Annotated in this window: 18 protein-coding genes and 3 tRNA genes; 15 read left to right on the top strand and 6 right to left on the bottom strand. The window is 65.7% G+C overall.

Annotation, left to right across the window (positions count from 1 at the left end; all coding sequences use genetic code 11):
- Positions 1-44 precede the first annotated feature (44 nt).
- The 6 genes from GJ631_RS02585 (at position 45) to GJ631_RS02610 (ending at position 4,162) form a co-directional block, all read left to right on the top strand.
- Positions 45-224, top strand: a complete 180-nt coding sequence (locus GJ631_RS02585; protein ID WP_156707651.1) for a hypothetical protein — start codon at positions 45-47, stop codon at positions 222-224.
- A 43-nt stretch (positions 225-267) separates the two neighbouring features.
- Positions 268-684, top strand: coding sequence for a universal stress protein (locus GJ631_RS02590; protein ID WP_156707652.1), 417 nt, complete (start codon positions 268-270; stop codon positions 682-684).
- A 10-nt stretch (positions 685-694) separates the two neighbouring features.
- Positions 695-1,558: a universal stress protein gene (locus tag GJ631_RS02595; protein WP_370518539.1), complete on the top strand. Its 864-nt coding sequence runs from the start codon at positions 695-697 to the stop codon at positions 1,556-1,558.
- 78 nt (positions 1,559-1,636) lie between these two features.
- Positions 1,637-3,103: an APC family permease gene (locus GJ631_RS02600; protein ID WP_156707653.1), complete on the top strand. Its 1,467-nt coding sequence runs from the start codon at positions 1,637-1,639 to the stop codon at positions 3,101-3,103.
- A 48-nt stretch (positions 3,104-3,151) separates the two neighbouring features.
- The gene (msrA, locus tag GJ631_RS02605; protein ID WP_156707654.1) at positions 3,152-3,679 is read left to right on the top strand and encodes a peptide-methionine (S)-S-oxide reductase MsrA; all 528 of its coding nucleotides are present in this window, start codon (positions 3,152-3,154) and stop codon (positions 3,677-3,679) included.
- A gap of 51 nt (positions 3,680-3,730) precedes the next feature.
- A complete protein-coding gene (locus GJ631_RS02610) occupies positions 3,731-4,162 on the top strand; it encodes a universal stress protein (RefSeq protein WP_156707655.1) in 432 nt (143 codons plus the stop codon).
- Between the two features lie 2 nt (positions 4,163-4,164).
- On the opposite strand, the gene GJ631_RS02615 is transcribed toward GJ631_RS02610, so the two are convergent.
- On the bottom strand, positions 4,165-4,422 hold the full coding sequence (locus tag GJ631_RS02615; RefSeq protein WP_156707656.1) for a hypothetical protein: 258 nt from the start codon (positions 4,420-4,422) through the stop codon (positions 4,165-4,167).
- Positions 4,423-4,503: 81 nt separating this feature from the next.
- Between GJ631_RS02615 and GJ631_RS02620 the strand changes: the two genes are divergently transcribed.
- The 3 genes from GJ631_RS02620 (at position 4,504) to azf (ending at position 7,170) form a co-directional block, all read left to right on the top strand.
- Positions 4,504-5,271, top strand: a complete 768-nt coding sequence (locus tag GJ631_RS02620) for an enoyl-CoA hydratase/isomerase family protein (RefSeq protein WP_156707657.1) — start codon at positions 4,504-4,506, stop codon at positions 5,269-5,271.
- A gap of 109 nt (positions 5,272-5,380) precedes the next feature.
- Complete coding sequence (locus tag GJ631_RS02625) at positions 5,381-6,328, top strand: ribonucleoside-diphosphate reductase (RefSeq protein ID WP_231753863.1); 948 nt, start codon at positions 5,381-5,383, stop codon at positions 6,326-6,328.
- A gap of 68 nt (positions 6,329-6,396) precedes the next feature.
- Entirely contained in the window at positions 6,397-7,170 is a 774-nt protein-coding gene (azf, locus tag GJ631_RS02630; RefSeq protein ID WP_156707658.1) for an NAD-dependent glucose-6-phosphate dehydrogenase Azf, read from the top strand.
- Between the two features lie 5 nt (positions 7,171-7,175).
- Here azf and GJ631_RS02635 read toward each other — a convergent pair whose 3' ends face one another.
- The 3 genes from GJ631_RS02635 to GJ631_RS02645 form a co-directional block, all read right to left on the bottom strand.
- On the bottom strand, positions 7,176-7,700 hold the full coding sequence (locus tag GJ631_RS02635) for a nicotinamide-nucleotide adenylyltransferase (protein ID WP_156707659.1): 525 nt from the start codon (positions 7,698-7,700) through the stop codon (positions 7,176-7,178).
- Positions 7,701-7,742: 42 nt separating this feature from the next.
- Positions 7,743-8,321 carry a DUF309 domain-containing protein gene (locus GJ631_RS02640; RefSeq protein ID WP_156707660.1) on the bottom strand — a complete coding sequence of 193 codons (579 nt, stop codon included), beginning with the start codon at positions 8,319-8,321 and terminating at the stop codon, positions 7,743-7,745.
- 275 nt (positions 8,322-8,596) lie between these two features.
- Positions 8,597-8,669 (bottom strand) — tRNA-Arg (locus GJ631_RS02645).
- 128 nt (positions 8,670-8,797) lie between these two features.
- Here GJ631_RS02645 and GJ631_RS02650 point away from each other — a divergent pair.
- From GJ631_RS02650 to GJ631_RS02665, 4 genes are all read left to right on the top strand, one after another.
- Positions 8,798-9,430, top strand: a complete 633-nt coding sequence (locus GJ631_RS02650) for a DUF835 domain-containing protein (RefSeq protein WP_156707661.1) — start codon at positions 8,798-8,800, stop codon at positions 9,428-9,430.
- Between the two features lie 124 nt (positions 9,431-9,554).
- Entirely contained in the window at positions 9,555-10,946 is a 1,392-nt protein-coding gene (locus GJ631_RS02655) for a single-stranded DNA binding protein (protein WP_156707662.1), read from the top strand.
- Between the two features lie 51 nt (positions 10,947-10,997).
- Complete coding sequence (locus GJ631_RS02660) at positions 10,998-11,435, top strand: histone (protein ID WP_156707663.1); 438 nt, start codon at positions 10,998-11,000, stop codon at positions 11,433-11,435.
- Positions 11,432-12,436, top strand: coding sequence for a histone deacetylase (locus GJ631_RS02665; protein ID WP_156707664.1), 1,005 nt, complete (start codon positions 11,432-11,434; stop codon positions 12,434-12,436). Before GJ631_RS02660 ends, GJ631_RS02665 begins: the two co-directional genes overlap by 4 nt.
- A gap of 6 nt (positions 12,437-12,442) precedes the next feature.
- On the opposite strand, the gene cca is transcribed toward GJ631_RS02665, so the two are convergent.
- Positions 12,443-13,789, bottom strand: coding sequence for a CCA tRNA nucleotidyltransferase (gene cca / locus GJ631_RS02670; protein WP_156707665.1), 1,347 nt, complete (start codon positions 13,787-13,789; stop codon positions 12,443-12,445).
- Positions 13,790-13,883: 94 nt separating this feature from the next.
- Between cca and GJ631_RS02675 the strand changes: the two genes are divergently transcribed.
- A tRNA-Asn gene (locus GJ631_RS02675) sits at positions 13,884-13,956 on the top strand.
- Positions 13,957-13,999: 43 nt separating this feature from the next.
- Here the strand turns inward: GJ631_RS02675 and GJ631_RS02680 are convergent.
- Positions 14,000-15,181 (bottom strand): iron-containing alcohol dehydrogenase family protein, encoded by a 1,182-nt coding sequence (locus GJ631_RS02680; protein ID WP_156707666.1) that lies wholly within the window; start codon positions 15,179-15,181, stop codon positions 14,000-14,002.
- Between the two features lie 97 nt (positions 15,182-15,278).
- On the opposite strand from GJ631_RS02680, the gene GJ631_RS02685 reads away from it, so the two are divergent.
- Positions 15,279-15,391 (top strand) — tRNA-Ile (locus GJ631_RS02685).
- Positions 15,392-15,419: the final 28 nt, after the last annotated feature.

Consider the following 15,419-nt stretch of genomic DNA (forward strand, 5'->3'; position numbering starts at 1 on the left):
TCGACGCCGCAAGGACAAAGAGGGCTCCGGCGGTGTCTCGAGGTATGCGAGACGAAGCGGCGATTCGAGAGCGAATCGCGGAACTGGAGGCCCAGTACGACGACTACGACCCGCCCTCCTCGGAGTTCGAGGACACCGCCGAGGTCGCCATCCTCCGCGCGATAGAGGAACTGGAGTGGGTTCTCGAGGAGTACGACGAGACAGCCGGATTCACCACCTCCTGACTGCGAGGGAAGGCTTAACGGACGGCCCAGCGTACCACCAAGTATGACTCTCCTACAGCGCGTGGTCGTTCCGGTCGCGACCGAAGACGACGCGGCCGAGACGTGTGCCGCGCTTTCGCCATATCTCGACGAAATCGAGCAGGTCGTCGCGGTCCACGTCATCGAGAAGGCCGGCGGCGGCATCGACAAGGCGCCGCTTGAGAAACGCCAAGAAGACGCCGAAGACATCCTCGATGTCGTCGAAGACGCCCTCGGAGACGACGTTGCCGTCGAGCGAGATACGGCGTACGGAACCGATGTCGTCGAGACGCTGTTGGCGGAGGCGAACGGTCACGACGCGACGGCTATCGCCTTCGTCGCCCGCGAGGGAAGTCGACTCGTTCGACTGCTGTCGGGCGATACGTCGGTCCGACTCGTTACCGAGGCGACGCTACCGGTCGTCGCGCTGCCCAACGAGTGAGACACCCGCCGTGACCTCGACCGACGAGCGGGCGGACGGCTCCGATGGGCCGACGGTGATGGTCGCGCTGTCGAATCCCCGAACCGAGGCGGCGCTGGTCTCGATTGCGGCGGCGTTGGCGAAACATCAAAACGGGCACGTCCTCGCGATACACATCGTACAGGTACCGGACCAGACGGCGCTGTCGGCGGCCGCGGAGAACCGCGAGCGGATCGACGCCGAGTCCGCCGACCTTCTCGCGGCGGCGGAGGCCGACGCCGAAGCAGTCGGCGTTCCCGTCGAGACGAAGACGGTGCTCTCTCATCGCGGCCTCGCGGAGGTGTTCGACGCTGCCCGAACCAACGACGCCGACACCGTGGTGATGGGGTACAGCGGCGCCCGCTTCGGTGGCCGGGCCGAAGGCGTCGTCGAGGAGTTGGCCCACGACCTCCCGTGTGATTTCCTCGTCTTCGACGGCGAGTCGTTCGACCCCTCGCGGGTGTTGGTTCCGACCGCCGGCGGCTACTCCTCGGAGTTGTCGGCGGCCGTCGCCCGTGCGCTCCGGGAGACGGTCGGCGCCGAGGTGGCGCTGTTGTACGTCGCCGAGGACGGCGACGCCGAGGCCGGGCGAGCGTTCCTCACCGAATGGGCCACCGAGCACGGCCTCGTCGACGCCGAATTGCTGGTCGAGACGGGTGACGTGGAGGCGGCAATCGAAGCGGCCGCGGCATCCCATTCGCTCGTTGTCATCGGAGCCACCGAACGGGGCCTCCTGTCGCGGGTCGTCGGTGGGTCGCTCGCGCTGTCGGTGCTCGAAGACATCGAGACACCGGTACTGCTCGCCGAGCGACCGTCCTCGCGGTCGCTCCGGGAACGGCTGTTCCGGCGACGATAGCGAGAATCACTGATAAACGGCGGCCGAAAACCGGAGATACACTAAAGACGATTGCGTGGTACGGTCCGTCACACCACGATGTCAGCCGACGAATACAAACTGATAGACGAACAGGTCGGACTCTGGGGGGCGGTCGCGCTTCTGGTCGGGACAGCGCTGGGCATGAGCATCTTCATCGTCCCGACGCAGATGGCCGCGGCGGCCGGCCCGAGTATCACCGTCGCGATTCTCGTCTCCATCGTCCCGATGGTGCTCGGGGTACTGTTGCTGTTACAACTCGGCGGGGCGATTCCCGTCGCCGGCGGTATCTACGTCTACGGCTCGCGGCTGGTCGGCCCCTTCTGGGGGATGCTCGGCGTCTCGGTACCGGTGCTCGCGGTGTGGTCGTACCTACTCTTTGCCGCCGTTGGCTTCTCGGATTACCTCAACGGCTTGCTGGACACGCTCGGTATGGGGTCGGTCCCCACCGTCGCGGCGGTGTGGGGACTGCTCGGCCTGTTTCTCGTATTGAACTACGTCGGCGTCCAAATCGTCACGAAGGTCCAAATCGCGTTCGTCATCGCGCTCATTCTCGGGATGGTCGCCTTCGTCGTCAGCGGGATTCCACACGTCGAAACCGCGAACTACACGCCTGTGTTCCCCTCCGGCGAGGGCCAACCGTTCGCCGACAGTTTCGCGCCGTTCCTGTTGGCCGTCGTCACGCTGTACATCCCGTTCCAGGGGTTCGGCATGATAATCGAAATCGGTGAAGAACTCGAAAATCCCGTCGAGAACATCCCGCGCGTCCTCGCCATCGGGATGGCCATCGTGACGGTGCTGTCGATAGCCATCGTGTTCACGCTCATCGGCGCGATTCCGCTGGAGAACATGACCGTCTCGGGGCAACTCGGCGGCGAACCCGTCGACGGCGGCCTCGCCGAGGTCGCGACGGGCGTCCTCCCGACGCCGATTCTGCTGGTCGTCGGCGTCTCAGCACTCATCGCTGCCGCAACGACCGTCAACACGCTGTTCACCTCCTACTCCCGGACCGTGATGCGGGCGGCCCGCGACGAGGTCGTCCCCGACGTGTTCGCGTCGGTCCACGACGACTACAACACCCCGCATCGGGCCATCCTGCTGTTCGGTATCCCGCCGCTTCTCGCGGCGCCGTTCGTCGGCCAACTCGACGCCATCACGCCGCCGGACGTACTCGACTGGCTCGTCGTCGTCGTCGTCACCGGCATCTTCATCGCCTTCGCCATCGGCGGCGTCGCGCTGTGGAACCTCCCGAAGGTGTTCCCCCAGCGCTACGAGTACTCCATCTACAAACTCCCGATGCCCGTCCTCCGAATCGTCGCCGTCGGCAACGTCGTCGTCTCGCTGGCGTTCACCGTCCTCGTCGTCTCCAGTGCACCCTCGGCGTTCGCCGTCGTCCTCGCGTGGATGGCGCTGTCGGCCGCGCTGTACTTCTATCGCATCCGCGCCTACGACAAGAAGGGCGTCGACCTCAAAGAGCGGATGGCGCTGTTGCACAAACACGAACAGGTCGGTGGGTCCGACGACTGAATCCCCGCCGACCACCAATTGAAGCATCTCGAACCCCTATCGGGAACCATGACAGAGACCGCGACGCTCGCAGGGGGCTGTTTCTGGTGTATCGAGGCCGCGCTGAAGGAACTCGACGGGGTGGAGTCGGTCGTCTCCGGCTACGCCGGCGGCCACGTCGATGACCCCTCCTACGAGGCCGTCTGCCGGGAGGAGACCGGCCACGCCGAGGCCGTTCAGGTCGAGTTCGACCCCGAAACCATCTCCTATCGGGACCTCCTGGAGGTGTTTTTCACCATCCATGACCCGACCTCACTGAACCGACAGGGCCCGGACATCGGCACGCAGTACCGGTCGGTGGTGTTCTACCACGACGACGCACAACGCGAGACTCTTGAGGCGGTCATCGAGGACCTCGAGCCGCTGTACGACGACGACATCGTCACGGAGGTCGAAGCGCTGGACGAGTTCTATCGCGCCGAGGAGTACCATCAAGACTACTTCGAGAAGAACCCCAACGACACCTACTGCGTCGTCAACATCAACCCGAAACTGAAGAAGATACGGGAGAAACACGCGGCGCTGTTGGCCGATTGAAGACGGCGGCCGCCCCGCATCTCTTTGTACCCCGGGGGCGACACTCCGCTCATGTACGACCGGATTCTGCTTCCGACCGACGGCAGCGACGCGAGCAACCGCGCAGTCGAAGAAGCCATCGGACTCGCCGAAGCGACGGGCGCGGAACTGCACGTCCTGTTCGTCGTCGAGGATATCCCCTACGCACCGGAGATGATGGACGACGAGGTCGAAGCACGGATTCGAAACATCGGCGAGGACGCCCTCGAAGAGATTCGCGCCCGTGCCGACGAGGCCGGCGTCAAAGTCGTCACCGACCTCGAAGAGGGGGCGCCGCATACGGCTATCCTCGGGTACGCCGACGAGGCCGACATCGACGCCATCGTGATGGGCACACACGGTCGAAGCGGGCTGGACCGCTACCTGCTCGGGAGCGTCACCGAACGCATCGTCCGCACCGCGGACGTGCCGGTGTTGACCGTCCGGATGTCCTCGGAGGAGTAGGTTCAGCGCAGGCCGAAGGAGCGAAGCGAGCCGTAGGCGGCCAGCGCCGATAGCGCCACGGCGCCGGCCGCGACGAGGCCGAAAAGCGGGTCGGTCCGCACGCCGTACACCGCCGCCTGCAGCGCGCCGAAGCCGGACATCGCCGACAGCCACAGCAACGCGAGCCCGCCCAACGCGCCGCGGACGGTGACCCAGCCGTCGCCCGGCCCCTCGCTCGGGGCGTCGGCGTCGATTTCGCCGTCGTCCGTCCCGGATTCCATACCACGACGAGGGGCGTCGCGCCGATAAGCCCTCTCCCTCGCGATACACAGAGTAAAGTCACTGGCCTCGGGGGAACGTCTATGAGCGTCGAGTTGACCCGCGACGGTGCCGTCGCGACCATCACGATATCGAACCCCGAACGAAAGAACGCCGTCGACGCCCCGGCGTCGAAGGAGATGGCCGAACACATCCACGACGCCGCCTACGACGACTCGGTTCGCTGTGTCGTCATCACCGGCGAGGGTGACGCCTTCTGTTCCGGTCTCGATTTGGCCGGCGACATGGGCGGTGGCAGTCCCGCCGCCGAACTCGAACACGGGCTGAACGCCATCGCCAGCGGACTGATTCGGATGGAGAAACCGACCGTCGCGAAGGTTCCCGGGCCGGCGGTGGGCGCCGGCGGGTCGATAGCGGCGGCCTGTGACTTCGTCTACGCCGCCGAGGACGCCTTCTTCGAGTGGGGATTCACCAACATCGGACTCGCGCCCGACACCGGTGCGACGTACGTCCTCCCGCGGTTGGTCGGCGTCCGGAAGGCCCTGGAGTTGGTCATCACCGGCGACCGAATCGACGCCGAGGAGGCCGTCGAGTTGGGCGTCGCCAACGACACCGTACCGGCCGAGGAACTCGACTCGTTCGTCGACGACCGCGCAGAGACGCTCGCCGGCCGGCCGACGATGGCCGTCGGCGCCGCGAAGCGACTCGTCTACCGGAGCCACCAGCGCTCTCTAGAGGAGACGCTTCGAGAGGAGGCGCTGGCCCAGGAGACGATGATAGACAGCGACGACTTCGCCGAGGGCGTCGCGGCGTTCATGGAGAATCGGGACCCGGAGTTCGAGGGACAGTAGCGCCCTCCTGCAGTTGGTTCGAGAGTGGTCCGTGTCGACTAATAACATAAACCACCCCGCATTCGAGGCAACAGGACGATTCTGTAGTGGTCGGTAGGTGTGTCCGTCCATGACACAGATTCGTGACGACAGCCGAGAGATGCGCATCAGCGAGGACACCGTCGGTGGCGGCTACTTCAAACACGCCGTCTACAACCACTGGGACCCCTACGAGGACATCGAGAGGAAACTCATCGAACAGGACCGAAAGCGGGCCATCGAGATGGAGGGCACCGAACAGGAGTTCTTCGAGACGATGCAGTATCTCGCGCTGTTCGGGGCGGGCGAGGAGGCGGTCACCGAGGACCTCGCGCCGCTGATGATTGCACTGGACGACATCAACGACCAGATGTTCGTCTCCAGCCAAATCTACGAGGAGGCCAAACACACCCAGTTCTTCGACCGCTACTGGCGAGAAGTCATCTATCCGGTCGCCGAGGAACGAGGCTGGGAGAAAGTCGCGCCCACCGACCAGCGCTTCTTCCCGGATGGCTACATCGAGTTGTTCGACCGCACCGAGGAGGCGATGGAGACGCTTCTGACCGACGACACGCCAGAAAATCGCGTCCGGGCGTACTGTCACTACCACCTCGTCGTCGAATCCATTCTCGCCCAGACCGGCTACTTCGGCATCACGTCGGCGATGGGCCCCGATGACGACGACCCGCTCACCCCGCCGGACCGCGACACGCCGCACCTCGAAGGGCTCGTGAAGGGTATCAACTACATCCGCTCCGACGAGGGCCGACACGTCGGCTTCGGGATGCAGAAAGTCCAGAAACACCTCGCCGAGGACGGCGTCGACGAGCAAGTCGTCCAGGAGACGCTGATGGAGTTGATGCCGATGGTCGCCGAAACCGTCTCGGTCGGCGACAGCGTCATCGACCCGATGCCGCTTGTCAACTACGCTCGCGACAAACTCACCCGCCGCATCGACATCATCACCGACGCACAGGCCGAGATTCCCGATGTCGAGGAACTCGTCAAACTCGACGACGAACCCGCGGCGGCGGACTGACGTCGGTCGACCCCCGACGACGAACGAACCGCACGTTTCTTGTCCGTCTCACGCTTTTCGTCACGTAAATGGACGACACCGTGTTGCTCACCGGAGCCAAGGGCGCAGTCGGGACGGCCATCCGGGAAGGCCTCGGCGACGACTACGACTGGCGCTACCTGTTCCACAACCCGCCGCCGTTCGACCCCGACCACCCGTATTTCGTCGGCGACGTGACCGACGAGGAACTGATGGCCGAGGCGTGTGAGGGCGTCTCCGCCGTCGTCCACCTCGCCGGTGACCCGCGACGCGACGCGCCGTGGGACTCCGTTCTCGACAACAACATCCACGGGACGAAAGTGCTGTACGACGCCGCAATCGATGCTGGCGTCGAAAAGTTCGTCTTCGCCTCTTCGAACCACGCCGTCGGCCACTACGAAACCGACCGAAAACCCGACCTCTATCGGACCGACGACGAGTTCCTCCTCGACGGGACGGAACTGCCACGCCCCGGGAACTTCTACGGCATCTCGAAGGCCACCGGCGAGACCATCGGTCGCTACTACCACGACGAACACGGCATCTCGGTGTGCAACATCCGCATCGGCAACCTCACCCGGAACCACCCGCCGAAGGAGTACGAACGCGGGCAGGCGATGTGGCTCTCCTATCGGGACTGTGCGCACATCCACGACCGTGCCTTGCAGGCCGACTACGACTACGAAATCGTCTACGGTATCTCCGACAACGACCGCAAGTACTACTCCCTCGAGCGCGCCAAGGAGGTCCTCGGCTACGAACCGCGGGACAACTCCGCGGAGTTCACCTTCGAAGGAAAACCGAAAGACGAACCCGACAACTGACTGCCCTACCCCTCACGTTCCGCCGGGTCGTCCGTCGACTCGATTTTCCGCAACCGTTCGACGCCGTCTATCTCTTCGATACCCGCGACGACCGGGTCGGGGACGAGGTGAGTCCACTCCTCGCCGGCCAGCATCCGTCGCCGAATCTCCGACCCACAGAACTCCTCGCGGTTGTGCAGTGGTGTCCCCCGGACCTCGTAGCCGTCCTCCTCGAAGAGCCGTTCGACGAAGGGGTTGTTCGTGTAGGCCACCTCGAAGCGGGGACACAGCGTCTCGATGTGTTTCACCCAGACGGCGTTTCGCTCCACGTCGGCGATGGGGATGAGGTAGGTCTTGGCGTCGACCTCATCGAGGACGTTCTGGACCATCTGGACGCGCTCACCCGACGTGAAGGGGTTTCGCTTCGTGTGTGACTGGCCGGCGCTGCCGATGCCGACGACGACCTCCTCGACCTCGTCGGCGATTTCTTCGACCAGCCGACGATGCCCTTCGTGGAACGGCTGGAACCGTCCGATGACTAACCCTCGCATGGCTACGCTCTCTGCGGCCGAACGGTTAGATTCCGGGGTAACTCACTCGAAGAGCCCGTCCACGTCGGCCTCCCGGGCCTGCCGCCGTTCGACGTGCTGGACGAGCCGTTTTCGGGCCGTCGGCGACCCGCCGCGCAGGTAATCCAGCGTCAGCGTCACGAACGGACTCGTCTCGTTGCCGTCGGCGATATCGGCTTCGGCGTAGCCGACCCCCTGCTCGACGAGTTCGTCGCCGCGGGTTTCCGCGAGCGCCTCGGCAGCGATGCCGGCGGCGGGGAACTGCAAATCGGCCGTTGTGACCGTCTCGCCGTCGATGCGGAGGCGGGGCGGCCGCTCGCGTTCGCCCAACTCGGGGTCGGCGGCGAGGCCGCGAAGCCACGCCCGTAACTCGTCGTGGTCACAGCCTTCGAGGTACTCGACGGCGCTTTCGGCCAACCCGACCGCCCCCGACCAGTTGCCGGTGCGGGACTTGTGCGTCGCCGCCGTCGCCTGTACGAGCCCCTGCAGACAGTCGTCGCGCTCGCCGGCGGGTGCCTCCAGCCACCGGTGTTCCCACGGCTCGTGAGCGGCGAGGTAGTGGCCGGCGTTGAACAACGCCGCGCCGGCACGGAGGTGGTCCATACGCCGAGTTGGGGACGGGTCGGCAAAACTCCAGCGCGAGCAGTCGCTCGCGGTGTAGCGTCGAGAGAAACGTCCGGACGGAGTTCCACGCGAGCGAAGCGAGCGTGGAGCACGTCCGGGCGGGAAGCCCGGACGGCGATTTGAACAGGTGACAGACGGTCCTGCTCACCTCGCTTCGCTCGGTTGCGCGGGTTGCGACTGTCGTGTTCAAATCTCCGCGTAGAGTTTCGTCGACGCTGCTGCTCGCTACGCTCGCGGTGTAGCGTCGAGAGAAACGTCCGGACGGCGATTTGAACGCCGGTCCCTGGCTCCGCAAGCCAAGAGGATAGTCCACTACCCTACCCGGACTCATCTGTTCTTACCCCGGTTCGACGTATAGGGGTTACGATTCGACAGCCACGTACTATCCGACGACCAGTCGGTTCTCCGTCATCTACCCGTATATTTATTACAACAGAATTATAAGTAGGAATATAATGTCGGCCGGCGACGCAGTGGGGAACTCCTCGGGGGAGGATGTCGGGATGGACCTCGACGGGGTGTCGAACCTCTTGGTGCTCGCACCGACGATGAGCAGCGCTGCTCGCCGGTCGTACTACGAGGGACTGTTGCCGGAGCGGCCCTCGACGCTGGACGTGTTGGCCGTCGAGTATCGGCGCTCGCCGGACCAGTGGCTCGACGAGTGGCAGCAGTACGTCGGCGACCGTCCCCGGCAGTGTACCATCGTCAGCACCGACGAGACGACGCGCTCGGCGGCCGCGGCGAGCGGCGGTCCGGTCACCTACGGTCCGAACACCGCCGCCTGCGTCGAGAATCCGAGCGACTTGACGGGATTGGGTATCACGGTCAGCGAGTATCTCTCGGAGCACGGCGGGTCGAACACGGTCGTGACGTTCGACTCGCTGACCGCACTGTTGCAGTACGTCGAACTCCAGCGGGCGTTCCGGTTCCTCCACGTCCTCGCTAATCGCGTAAAGACGGCCGAGTCAGTCGCACACTTCCATATGGACCCCGCGGCCCACGACGACCGCGAGGTGGCGACGCTGTCGTCGCTGTTCGACGCCGTCGCGGAGTTCGAGGACGGCGAGTGGTCGCTCCGACGCCGGTAGCGACCGACCGAGGGTTTTTGACCGAAGCCGCGGCCAGCGACGCTATGTCGAAACGACGCCGTAGCGGCCGGTCGCACCGACAACGACAACGCTTTTCGGGTGGCCGTACTTGCCCTCCATAGCAATGGGCGCCATCGACGATATTTATGCGGAACTTGACGCGGACGTCGAGAAAGAGGAGTTCCGCGAGGCCGTCGAACAGAAGGTCGAACAGATGGGGGGATTGGCGGACGAGGAGACCGCCGCGATGCTCATCGCCCACGACCTCGACGGCGGCGAAGTCGAAACTATCGCGGACATCGAACCCGGGATGGAGGAGGCGAAGTTCCTCGCGAAAGTGACGAGCGTCGGCGACCTCCGGACGTTCGAACGCGACGGCGAGGACGAGGATGGCAACGTGCTCAACATCGACGTGGCCGACGAGTCGGGGTCGGTTCGCGTGGCGCTGTGGGGCGAGGACGCCGTCGCGGGCGAGGAGGAACTGGAACCGGGACAGGTGTTGCGCGTGAAAGGTCGTCCGAAGGACGGCTACAACGGGCTGGAAGTGAGCGCCGACAGAGTCGAGGGCGAACCCGACGCGGATGTCGACGTGGAAGTCGGCGGCGAGGTGACCGCCGACTCGCTGACCATCGGCCAATCGGACGTGAATCTCCGAGGGGTCGTCCTCGACACCGACTCGATTCGGACCTTCGACCGCGACGACGGGTCGGAGGGTCGGGTGTCGAACCTGACGCTGGGCGACGAGACGGGCCGGGTTCGGGTGACGCTGTGGGACGAGCAAGCCGACCGCGCCGAGGAACTCGACGCCGGCCAGAGCGTCGAGGTCGTCGACGGCTACGTCCGGGAACGGGATGGCTCTCTGGAGCTGCACGTCGGCGACCGCGGTGCCGTCGACGAACTCGAAGAGACCGTCGAGTTCGTTCCCGAAGCGACCGACATCGACGCCCTCGAACTCGACGAGACGGCCGACATCGCGGGCGTGGTTCGCTCGGCGGACCCGAAGCGGACCTTCGACCGCGACGACGGCTCGGAGGGGCAGGTCCGCAACATTCGCGTGCAAGACCAGACCGGCGACATCCGCGTGGCGCTGTGGGGCGACAAAGCCGACCTCGACCTCGGCCCCGGCGACGAGGTGTTCTGTGCCGAGGTAGAGATACAGGAGGGCTGGCAGGACGACCTCGAAGCCTCCGCCGGGTGGCGTTCGACGGTGACGGTCATCGACGGTGCGGAACCGGACCGCGGCGGGGACTCCGCCGGCCTCGACGAGTTCGCCAACGGCTCGAAGCCCACATCGAGTGGCGAATCCGAAGTCGATGCCGACGACGGCGAGGAAAGCGACGATAGCGACGAGGAGACGTTCACCGGAACCGTCGTCCAGCCGGGCGACCCGGTCATCCTCGACAGCGGCGAGGAAACGTTACACGTCGAGACCGACGCCGACGTACACCTCGGACAGGAAGTGACGGTTCGAGGCCGGCGCGACGGCGAACGGTTCGTCGCAGACGACGTGTTCTGAGGTCGCGCCGCCTGCGTTACAGTTAAGGCCGACTCGGCCCGCGTGTGGGGTATGAGCGTCGAGCTACCGTTCGCTCCGGTCGATACCGTCATTCGCCGGAACGCGGGGAACCTGCGGGTCAGCGCCGAAGCCGCCGAGGAGCTCGCGCGTCGGGTTCAGTCCCGCGGCGCCGAGTTGGCGGTCGAGGCGGCCGAACAGGCGACGGAGGACGGTCGAAAGACGCTGATGGCCGAGGACTTCGATGCCCCGGTCGTCGACAAGGACACCTTGGAGTTGCCGGTCGCGCCCATCGACCGCATCGCGCGCCTCGATATCGACGACCGGTATCGGGTGTCGATGGACGCACGAATCGCCCTCGCTGGCGTCCTCGAATCGTACGCGGACACCGTCGCCGCCGCGGCCGCCATCCTCGCGCGCCACGCCGACCGTCGAACCATCAAGGCCGAGGACGTCGAGACCTACTACGAACTCCAGCCCTACTTCGAATGAGGTTCGGCTACCGCGACCGCTGCCTCGACCACGACACCGGTTCACGACATCCCGAGACTGCCGACCGGCTTCGAGCCATCCGTCGCGGACTGAAGCGACGCCACGGCGTGGAGTACGACGACGGCAGTTTCGCGGACCGAGCGGCGCTGGAAGCCGTCCACGACCCCGACTACGTTGCGGACGTCGAGGAGTTCTGTGCCGACGGTGGCGGAACGTGGGACGCCGACACCGTCGCCGTCGAAGCGACGTGGGACGCCGCGCGCGCCTCGGCGGGACTGGCCTGTTGGGCAGCCGAAGAGGCGCTGGACGGCTCCGACGGCCGACAGACCCCTTTCTCAATCGGCCGCCCACCGGGCCACCACGCCGAAACCGACGAGGCGATGGGGTTCTGTTTCTTCAACAACGCCGCCATCGCGGCCAACCAAGCACTGGAGCGCGACGGCGTTGACCGCGTCGCCATCTTCGACTGGGACGTCCACCACGGCAACGGCACGCAGGACATCTGCTACGACGACCCGAACGTGTTCTACGCGTCGTTTCACGAACGCGGCCTGTTCCCGGGGACGGGCGACATCCTGGAGACGGGCGGCCCGAACGCCCGGAAGACGGTTCTCAACGCGCCGCTGCCCGGCGGCTGTGGCGACGTGGAGTACACCACCGCAGTCGACGACCTGCTCGCGCCCGCACTCGACCGGTTCGACCCGGACCTGTTTCTCATCAGCGCGGGGTTCGACGCCCACCAACACGACCCCATCTCGCGGATGCGCGTCTCGACGGAGGGGTACGGCGTCCTCACCGACCGGGTTCGGTCCATCGCGGAGGACAGCGACGCCGCGTTGGCGTTCATTCTCGAAGGCGGCTACGGTCTCGATGCGCTGTCCGACTCGGTGGGCATGGTCCACGAGACGTTCGACGGCCGCCAACCCGTCGAACCCGAGGGAGAAATCCTCTCGAAGGCCAAGCGAGTGCTCGCCGACGTTCGTGATGCCCACGACCTGTAGCCGACGTCAGGGCTGCGGGTCGAAGTACGACGCCAACTCGGTGCCGAACTCCTCGGCCAGTTCCGCGATTTCTCGCCCGACTAGCAGGTCGTAGTCGGCTTCCAGCGCCGACTCGACGTGCGGCCCCAACGACACCTCGAACAGTTTCGAGTCGACGAGTTCGGCGGGCGTTCGAGCCTCTCGCGGCCGTTCGACGACGTACCGTCCCGCCTCGTTGATGAAGGGCCCGGCCACGCTCTCGTCGTCGGCGTAGGCGTCGTAGAACCCCTCGGCGTGTGAGCGGACGCCGACCGGTGGGCCGTCGTGGCGCTCGATGGCCGGCAACTCGGCGACGCCGCATTCGACGAACAGTACCGCCGTCTTCTCGGCGAATCGGGCGCTCCGGAGCGGCGAAAAGCCCGCCCGTTCGAGGGCGCCCTCGATGCCCGACAGCGACTTGTCGAGTTGGGGGTACAGTTGGTCCTCGACGATATCCGGGGTCTCGAAGCGAACGGCGACGGGCACCGTTCCGCGGTCGGCGACGTAATCTCGGATGTCGTCGGCCGAGATGGGGCCGGGGTCGTGGGGTTCGAACAGTTCGATTCGGGGGTCGGAACGCATTTCGCGGGCGTAGTGAATCAGTCGGCCGACGTTGCGTGGCGAGCAGACGGCGGCGACGTTGCGCTCGGGGTCGGTCGGGTCGATGACGACCAGCGGGTCGTCGAAGGATTTCGTCCCGTGGTTCTCCGGGTCGAACTGAATCGGGGGGTTCCAGTCGGCGGCCGCTTCGAGCAGTTCCCGAAATCCGCCGTACTCGACGACGAGCAGTTCGGTCAGAAAGCCGGAAAACCCCTTCGTCCGGAGGTCGCTGCCGTAGGCGCCGACCGCACCGAGAAACGCCTTCGCCAGCCGAACGTCGTCGGTCAGCGAATCGATTCGCCCCTCCAGATACGCGGTGTGGAACGGCGTCCGGTCGACGGCCGAGCGGATGTTCGCGGCGTCATCGACGGCGTAGCAGGGCACACAGTCCACGTCGAAGCCGCGGTACTCGCCTTTGACGTAGGGGTGTTCGGCGAACTCCTCGTGGCCCTCCGGAACGACTTCGTGGCCGACCGCCAGCCCGTAGCGTTCGAGGTCCTCACGCGGGAGGTCCGGCGAAAACCGGACGAAGAGGTCGATGTCTCGGTCGCCGGCGAGCCACGTTCCGCGGGCGGTCGAACCGACCAGCCGCGTGTCCGCCTCGACGGGGAGGTCCTCGATGGCGGCCTCGGCACGAGCGGTGAGGTCGGCGACGACCCTCTCCAGGGCCTCGCGTTCTTCGGCTTGGGGGACGACCCGGTCGCGGACCTCCGAGACGACCGACTCGAATGTCATACTCGCGGTTGCGCCGTCGGCTGGTAAAGCGTGTCGATGCCGGGGCGAAGCGAAAGCCCTATTTGTCGTATCCGGGTATGAACGACTGCAACGTGCCGCCGTAGCTCAGTTGGTAGAGCACCTGGTTGTTACCCAGGTTGTCCCAGGTTCGAGACCTGGCGGCGGCGTACTTCTCTCCGAAAACGTGCCCAATAGCGTTCTCTCGGTCCCTCACCACGCCGCTCGCAGCACCGCTTCGAGCTCCTCGACGGTCGGATTCAGCTCGTCGGGACAGTACGGCATCAGCCCATCAGTGTGTACGTCCTCGGCGATGTCGGGCAGGTCGGACTCGGCCATGTCGTCGATTTCCCGCAGGCGGGTCGGCAGGCCGAGGCCGTCGCGTATCGCTTCGACTTCTTCGACGACGCCCTCGGCGGTCGCTTCGGGCGTTTCGGCTTCGACGCCGAAGCCCTCCGCCAGCAGGTCACGGCCGCCGTCGACCTCCGCGAACAGATACCGGAGGGCATGTGGTGCGATGATGCCGTGGGCGCCGCCCTGCTGGATGTCGTACCCTCTGGCGAGGCCGTGCCCGAAGGCGTGAATCAACGACAGCGTCAGCCCGTCCGGACGCGAACAGCCGTACTGGGCCAGCACCGTCCCGACGACGGCGTCGTGTAGCGTCTCGTCGTCGCGGTCGCCAGCCCCGAGTGCCGGCAGACCACGGGAGAGCAACCGTAAGGCTCGAACCGCGGTCCCGTCGGTTATCGGCGTCGCGGTGTTCACATAGACTGTCTCGACGGCCTTGTCGAAGCCGTTCATCGCCGAGGCACACAGCACGCCGTGAGGCGTCGTCCGGAACAACCCGGGGTCGTAACACAGCGCCGCGGGCATCAACCGCTCGTCGTAGACGCCGCCGCGGACCAGCCCACCGTCGGCGCGGGTAGTGATGCTGCCTACCATCGAGAGGTCCGCACCCGCAAGCGTCGTCGGCACGGCCACGACCGGCCGCAGGTCGCCCTCGGGGGCCGGAATCGACCCACTCGACTCGAAGGTCTCTCGGAGTTCCTCGCGGGAAGCCTCGGCGTCGGCGACGACGGCGATGATTTTAGCGATATCGAGGCTGCTGCCGCCACCGACTGCTACGAGGGCGTCGGCATCGAGTTCGGCGACGCGGTCGGCGCCAGCGAAGGCCGTCTCCAGCCGCTTTTCCGGCGTCGTCTCCGCGAACTCGCCCGCGAGTCGGTCGCCGAGGCCCTCCCGAACCGGGTCCATGACTTCCGGTGTCGTTCCGACGGTCGTCCCCGTGACGACGAGGGCCCGGTCGGCGCCCACCGCGTCGAGTTCCTCGCCGAGGTGGCGCACGCAGTTCTCGCCGTAGCGGATGGTCCCTGGGTCGTACTCGAATCTGAACATACCGGTGTATCGAGCGGCGGGCGTTTGGGTGTTGGTGTCGCCGTCGACGACCGCTCCCGGCAAACTAAAGAGGGCCGAGCGAAAACCACCGAACACAGGGCCTTTAGCTAAGTCTGGTCACAGCACCCGGCTCATATTTCCGATTGTTGATATTTCATCCGTCGGAATGGGATACCGGGCGATTCGCCGGTTCAAATCCGGCAGGGCCCATCCATATTTTGCACGATTCGTAGCCAAC

The sequence above is a fragment of the Natronomonas sp. CBA1123 genome, from assembly GCF_009741925.1.
In the GTDB taxonomy this organism is placed as follows: Archaea; Halobacteriota; Halobacteria; order Halobacteriales; family Haloarculaceae; genus Natronomonas.